Here is a 6,740-nt window from a genome sequence, read left to right on the forward strand (position 1 = left end):
ATCCCGACTCAGACCGTCCCGACTCAGACCGCGACGAGCTTGCCGAATCCGCTGCGGTGGAAGATCAGCGGGCTACCGGTCTCCGGGTGGTCGACGCCGTGCAGTTCGAGGAGCACGATGATGTGGTCGCCGGCCTCCACCTCGCGGTAGACGGTGCAGTCGAAGTGCGCGAGCCCCTCGTCCAGGGTCACCGCGCCCTCGTCGGAGGCCTTGATCGGCACACCGTCGAAGCGCTGTTCCACCGGACCGGCCAGCTGGCGGCACACCGTGCCCTGATGGTCGGCGAGGACGGTGACCCCCAGATGGCCGGCGCGACGCAGGTCGGGCCAGGTCTTGGAACCGTTGGCGATCGACACCGACACCAGCGGCGGGTCCAGGCTGACGCTGGTGAAAGAGCTTGCGGCCAGCCCGATCAGCTCGCCGTCGACCTCCGCGGCCACCGCGACCACACCGGTCGGGAAGATACCGAACGCCTTGCGCAGGCGCGCGGCGTCGAGATCCTGATTGGTCCGTAGATCGGTCATGACCGTGCCTCCAACAGTGCCGAGACCACCGGCTTGGTGGCGGTGAGCCACTCGGCGTAGGCCTCGGGATCGTCGTGGCGGGAATCCACCACGTACAGGCCCCGACCGGGGACGGTGCCACCGATCTCGGTGAGCACCGGGCGCAACCCCACCTCGGGAGCCAATGAGTGAGCCGGGCTGCCGCCCAGCATCAACGGGACGGCCACACCCGACAGTCCGGTGCCGCCGGCGAAGCGGTCGAGGAACAGCTTGAGCAGCCCGGTGTAGGTGGCCTTGTAGGTCGGGCTGGCGACGATCACCAGATCGGCCTTGCCGACCTGCTCCACCAGTGCGGCGACGTCCGCATCCGCCCAGTCCAGGACGGCGGGACCCAGAGTGGCCAGGTCGACCACCAGGTCGGGTGCCGCGCCGGTCAGCTGCTCGGCGAGAAATGTTGCCGCAGAGAGTGTTCGACTCCCCGGCTTGGGATTTCCGACGACGACCGCAGTGGTGGTCACGACGCCGACACCTTCAGCGGGGCCGGTGCGGGAGCACCGAACGGGACGGCCGCACGCCCGGCCGCAGGCGGTGCCGGATGCTGCCACAGACCGCGGCGGGTCAGCTCGGGCAGCACCCCCTCGCCGAACCAGTAGGCCTCCTCCAGGTGCGGATACCCCGACAACACGAACTCGTCGATCCCGACCTCGTGATAGGCCTCGACGAGATCGGCGATCTCCGAGTACGACCCGACCATCGCGGTGCCCGCACCACCACGGACCAAGCCGACCCCGGCCCACAGGTTGGGGTAGATCTCCAGGCCGTCCTTGGTGCCCTTGTTGAGCGCGAGCATCCGCTTCTGCCCCTCCGACGCCGACTGCTTGAGTCCGGCCTGGATGCGGGCGATGTCGGCCTCGTCGATCCCGGCGAGCAGACGGTCGGCCTCGGCCCAGGCCGCCTCGGAGGTGTCGCGGGCGATGGTGTGCAGGCGGATACCGTAGGTCAGTTCGCGGCCGTGTTCGGCGGCGGCACGACGCACCCGCTCGATCTTCTCGGCGACGGCGGCAGGCGGCTCACCCCAGGTCAGGTAGACGTCGGCATGCTTGGCGGCCACCGCGATACCGGCCGGCGACGACCCGCCGAAGTAGATCTCGGGCAACGGGTCCGGGATCTGGTGCAGCACCGCATCGCGCACCGACAGGTACTGCCCGTCGAAGGTCACGGTCTCACCGGTCCACAGCCGGCGTACGATCTCGAGGAACTCGTCGGCACGGGCGTACCGCTCGTCCTTGGTGGTGAAGTCGCCGTACATGGCCTGCTCGGTGTCCTCGCCACCGGTGACGACGTTGAGCAGCAGCCGCCCGCCGGACAGGTTCTGGAAGGTGCCGGCCATCTGCGCGGCGACGAACGGCGCGGTCATGCCGGGACGGAAGGCGACCAGGAACTTCAGCCGCTCCGACAGGCTGTTGATCATCGCGGTGGTGACCCACGAGTCCTCACACCAGGCGCCGGTCGGCGTCAGCGCCGCCTCGAAGCCCAGCTGTTCGGCGCTGCGGGCGATCTGCCCGAGGTACGGCACCGACGCGGGTCGGGTGGAGGCCTCCGCCGGCTGACCGTGGCCGCCACCGACGACATGGCGGCTGTCGCCGCCGTTGGTGGGAAGGAACCAATGAAACTTCACGCCTACTCGCCCATTTCTCGATCGATCGATATCCGGCGCCGACGTTCGGCGTCGCCGGGTGCTCCGGAACAACCCCACGATTGCACCCCACACCGGTGGGGGCTGCCAAGAGTTTCCCTCTCGGTGATCGTGATCGCCCTGACCTGCGCGGGCCTCGACGGTCCTGCGGCTACTGCTGCCGCACCCAGCCCAGTGCCGGTGCGATCTCGACCGCGAACTGTTCCAGACGCCGGATGTCGAGGTCGGCGCCCGGGGTGCCGTCGCCGGCGGCCGGATACAGCCCCACCGTCGGCAGGAAGTGGGTCACCTGCCCGAGCAGTGCCGGGTCGTCGCGCAGGTCACCGAGGACGTCGGTGACGGTGCCGTAGCGGGTGACCCGCCGCAGGTACTGGTGGGTGTCCAGCGGTGCGAGGTCGGGTTTGTAGCTGTCGGCGAACTCGCGGAAGGCGGCGAGCTCGTCGGCCACTTGCTGTTCGATGGTCTCCCGGGATTCACCGACATAGGTGAATCGCAGGGCACCTATCCGCGCCTGCCGGCCGGTCTGCGACCGGGTGCGTTCCCATTCGGCCCGGTAGGCATCGATCTTGGCCCGCTGGTCGTGCAGCGCATGGTCGGCGAAGGTGCCGATCAGCAGTCCGTCGCCGGAGCGGGCCGCGGCCGCCGCGCGCTCCGGGGTACCGACCGAATGCCACAGCCGGTCACGCAGACCCGGGGCCGGCGGGTACAGCCGGCGTGGCTCGTCGTCGCCGGTGAGCGACTCACCGTCGAACAGTGCGTGCAGCACCGCGAGCTTCTCGTCGAACAACCGACGGCGGTCCTCGAGGTCGTGGCCGAATGCGATGAAGGAGTCGCCGTCGCCGCCCCCGGCTCCGATGCCCAGATTGATCCGGTCGCCGGCGAGGGCGTGCAGGGTGGCCGCATCCTCGGCCAGCCGCACCGGGTCCTCCAGCGGGAGGACGGTGACCGCGGTACCCAGTTCGATGGTCGAGGTGCGCTCGGCCAGTGCGGCGAACAGGACGAGCGGTGACGCCAGCCGGTCCTTGCCGAAGTGGTGCTGGCCCACCCACACGCTCTGGTAGCCGAGTTCTTCGGCGGCCACCACCGTGTCGATCAGCTCCGCGTAGGTCTCGCGGGCCGACTGCCCCTCCCGACCGTGTACCTGGGTGAAGAATCCGAGCCGGAACGCCGAGGTCTCGGCCTCGTCCTGGGCGGTCGGTTCGGTCGGTTCGGTCAGGGTCGAGGTCTGGGACACGGCGCTCTCCTCGAAGTCGGTGCCGGTGCCCGGAGCCACCGACGGCGTGGCGAACGCTACGACCCCGACCGCCACGCCGGCGAGGGTTGCGGTCACGCTGATCGCCACCGGTGGCCGCCCGCTCCGCCGCGAACCCACGCCGCGAACCGCGGCCGCCTGCGACGGCCAGTAGGTTGGTTCGGGTGGGAATCTTTCGACGACGCGGCCGCCCGGAATCACCCGGGCCCGGACCGCAGCGACCGGACGCGCCCGCCGACGAGCTGTTTCCGCACCTGTCGGTGGACGATGTCGCCTGGATCCGGTCGACGGCGCAGGGCATTCTCGCCGGACACGGCATCGAGGTGACGCCCAGCGGTGCCGATCTCGTGGCGGCCGACGGTATGCGGTTCGCCCTCGACAACGCGGTCACCAAGTGCCGGACCGCGCCGCGATCGGAGTGGACGGCGATCCTCGGGCACCACTTCGGTGCGATGGCGCGGATGCAGGACGGTCCGACCATCGACGATCTCACCCCCGAGCAGTTCAGCGCACAGGTCCGCACCCGGCTGATCGCCCGCGATGCGCTGGTGATGGGCGGTGTGGACATGCGGGGCTATGCGAGAACTGTCGCCGACGACCTCGCGGCCGTGTTGTGTGTCGATTTCCCCGAGACCGTCGGCTACATCGACGGGGGGCGTGCGGAGCGACTCGACCTCGACGCGGCATTCCGGTCCGGGCAGCAGCACACCGACGCCGAGCCGATCGACGAGGTGCGCCATACCGACAGCCACATCACATTCGTGTTCGGGCAGTCGGTGTTCACCGCGTCCAAGGTGTTGAACATGGCCGGGCTGGCCACGCAGGTGTTCGGTCGCGACGCCCCCTACGGCGTGGTGTTCGCCGTTCCCGACCGGACCTGTGTGCTGATGCATCTGATCGAGTCGAGCGCCGTGATGGAGGCGATCGGTCAGCTGGCACAGGCGGCCGCCGGGTTGTATGACGATGCGATCTCACCGGTGTCCCCCAACATCTATCACTGGTACCGCGACCGCATCACCCGCGTGTCCTCGGCCGATGCCGAGAACCGCAGCATCGACATCACCCCTGACGACCATCTGATGAACATTCTCGAGCACCTGAACGAGGCGAACGGAAACCAGTGAGCGACAACAGCATTCCCGTAGGCACCACCACTTCCACGAATGCCGCCGACGACCCGTATCTGTGGTTGGAGGATGTCACCGGCGACGACGCGTTGACCTGGGTGGGTGAGCACAACGACCCGACCGTCGCAGACCTGACCGGCTCGGACCGCTTCCGCGCGCTGCAGTCGCAGGCGCTCGAAGTCCTCGACACCGATGACCGCATCCCGTATGTCCGGCGCCGCAACGAGTTCCTCTACAACTTCTGGCGTGACGCCGCGCATCCGCGTGGTCTGTGGCGGCGCACCACCCTCGAGTCCTACCTCACCGACGACCCCGAGTGGGATGTCCTGGTCGACGTCGACGCATTGGCCACCGCCGAGGACGAGAACTGGGTGTGGAAGTCGGCGACGATGAACTACCCCGACTACGACCGGGCCCTGATCGCGATGTCACGGGGCGGTGCGGATGCGGCGGTGGTCCGCGAGTTCGACGTCACCACCCGAACCTGGGTGAGCGACGGTTTCGTCCTGCCCGAGGCCAAGTCGTCGATGTCCTGGATCGACCGCGACACCGTCTACGTCGGAACCGATTTCGGCCCACAGCCCGACGGTGAGGGATCGCTGACGTCGTCGGGGTATCCGCGCGTCATCAAGCGATGGTCGCGCGGACAGTCCCTCGATGCCGCCACCACGGTGTTCGCCGGGATCCTCGACGACGTCGCGGTGAGCGCGGGCTACGACCACACACCGGGTTTCGAACGGCATTTCGTCAGTCGCGCCACCGATTTCTTCAACGAGCTCTCCTTCGAAGTGATCGAGGGCGAGCCGGTTCTCGTCGAGGTTCCCACCGACTCCTACTTCTCGCTGCACCACGATTGGATGTTCGTGCGTCCGCGCAGCGACTGGGAGGTGGGCGGTCGGTTGCGGCCCGCGGGATCGCTGCTGGTGTTCGACTATCCCGACTACATGGCCGGAGGTCGGGACCATCAGGTGCTGTTCACCCCGGATGCGCACACGTCGTTGCAGGGATTCAGTGTCACCCGATCGCATCTGATCCTGTCGACGCTGCACGACGTCCACACCGAGGTCACCGTTCGGGTACTGGGCGAGTGGACCGAGGTGCCGCAGCCGGATCTGCCGGAACTGTCGACGGTGTCGGTGATCGACACCGATCCCGACAACTCCGACGAGGTGTTCTGGTCGGTGACATCGTTCACCACGCCTCCGAGTCTGCTGCACGGCAACAGCGGCGGTCCGCTCACCGTGATCAAGCAGGCCCCGGCCTTCTTCGATGCCGATTCGGTTGTCGCCGAGCAGTTCTTCGCCACCTCCGACGACGGGACCGCGATCCCCTACTTCGTCGTCCGCCGCTCCGATGTCACCTCCGGCCCCACCCTGCTCTACGGGTACGGGGGCTTCGAGAACTCGTTGACGCCCAGCTACCTCGCCACCTCCGGCCGCACCTGGATCGAGCGGGGCGGGATCTATGTGATCGCCAACATCCGCGGTGGCGGCGAGTACGGCCCCACCTGGCACACCCAGGCGTTGAAGGCCGGACGACATCTGGTCTACGAGGACTTCTCCAGTGTGGCAAAGGACCTCGTCGCACGTGGTGTCACCACACATGCACAGCTCGGTGCGCAGGGCGGCTCCAACGGCGGCCTGCTGATGGGTGTCATGCTGACCCGGTATCCGGAGTTGTTCGGCGCGTTGGTGTGCCAGGTCCCACTGATCGACATGCGCCGGTATCACCTGCTGCTGGCCGGGGCGTCGTGGATGGCCGAGTACGGCAACCCCGACGACCCGGAGGAGTGGGCGTTCCTCGGCAAGTACTCGCCGTATCAGAACCTGGTCCCGGCGGGTGAGCGCACCTACCCGCCGATCCTGGTGACCACCTCCACCCGCGACGATCGCGTGCATCCCGGCCATGCCCGCAAACTCGTTGCACGGCTGGAGGAGTACGGCCACGACGTCAGCTACTACGAGAACATCGAAGGCGGACACGGCGGCGCAGCCGACAACAAGCAGTCAGCATTCAAGTCGGCACTCGCATTCGAGTTCCTGTGGCGGACGATCGGCAGCGTGGACGCCGACTGAGCCACCGGCGGCCGGCGAGGAGTACATCGACGAGACGTGTCGAAACCCCCGCCGGCCGATCTCGGCAGCCCAACCACCCCCGCATGG

The 6,740-nt window shown here is 68.1% G+C and carries 6 protein-coding genes; 2 read left to right on the top strand and 4 right to left on the bottom strand.

What is annotated here, in order from left to right:
- Positions 1 to 23: 23 nt before the first annotated feature.
- From GD1_RS03420 to GD1_RS03435, 4 genes are all read right to left on the bottom strand, one after another.
- Positions 24 to 524, bottom strand: a complete 501-nt coding sequence (locus tag GD1_RS03420) for a flavin reductase family protein (protein WP_020794112.1) — start codon at positions 522 to 524, stop codon at positions 24 to 26.
- Positions 521 to 1,021 carry an NADPH-dependent FMN reductase gene (locus GD1_RS03425; protein ID WP_053776270.1) on the bottom strand — a complete coding sequence of 167 codons (501 nt, stop codon included), beginning with the start codon at positions 1,019 to 1,021 and terminating at the stop codon, positions 521 to 523. Before GD1_RS03425 ends, GD1_RS03420 begins: the two co-directional genes overlap by 4 nt.
- Positions 1,018 to 2,181: an LLM class flavin-dependent oxidoreductase gene (locus GD1_RS03430; protein ID WP_053776271.1), complete on the bottom strand. Its 1,164-nt coding sequence runs from the start codon at positions 2,179 to 2,181 to the stop codon at positions 1,018 to 1,020. The genes GD1_RS03425 and GD1_RS03430 overlap by 4 nt, the downstream gene beginning before the upstream one ends.
- A gap of 169 nt (positions 2,182 to 2,350) precedes the next feature.
- Positions 2,351 to 3,529 carry an LLM class flavin-dependent oxidoreductase gene (locus tag GD1_RS03435; RefSeq protein WP_162128789.1) on the bottom strand — a complete coding sequence of 393 codons (1,179 nt, stop codon included), beginning with the start codon at positions 3,527 to 3,529 and terminating at the stop codon, positions 2,351 to 2,353.
- An 86-nt stretch (positions 3,530 to 3,615) separates the two neighbouring features.
- Here GD1_RS03435 and GD1_RS03440 point away from each other — a divergent pair, with 86 nt between their 5' ends.
- Both GD1_RS03440 and GD1_RS03445 read left to right on the top strand, forming a co-directional pair.
- Positions 3,616 to 4,575 (top strand): hypothetical protein, encoded by a 960-nt coding sequence (locus GD1_RS03440; RefSeq protein WP_157079368.1) that lies wholly within the window; start codon positions 3,616 to 3,618, stop codon positions 4,573 to 4,575.
- On the top strand, positions 4,572 to 6,653 hold the full coding sequence (locus GD1_RS03445) for a prolyl oligopeptidase family serine peptidase (protein WP_083533826.1): 2,082 nt from the start codon (positions 4,572 to 4,574) through the stop codon (positions 6,651 to 6,653). The genes GD1_RS03440 and GD1_RS03445 overlap by 4 nt, the downstream gene beginning before the upstream one ends.
- Positions 6,654 to 6,740 lie beyond the last annotated feature (87 nt).

The organism is Gordonia desulfuricans NBRC 100010, from assembly GCF_001485495.1.
Lineage (GTDB): Bacteria > Actinomycetota > Actinomycetes > Mycobacteriales > Mycobacteriaceae > Gordonia > Gordonia desulfuricans.

Excerpts from the sequence above, each read along its gene's own strand:
- GD1_RS03420 (WP_020794112.1), bottom strand. The coding sequence starts at position 524 with ATGACCGATCTACGGACCAATCAGGATCTCGACGCCGCGCGCCTGCGC.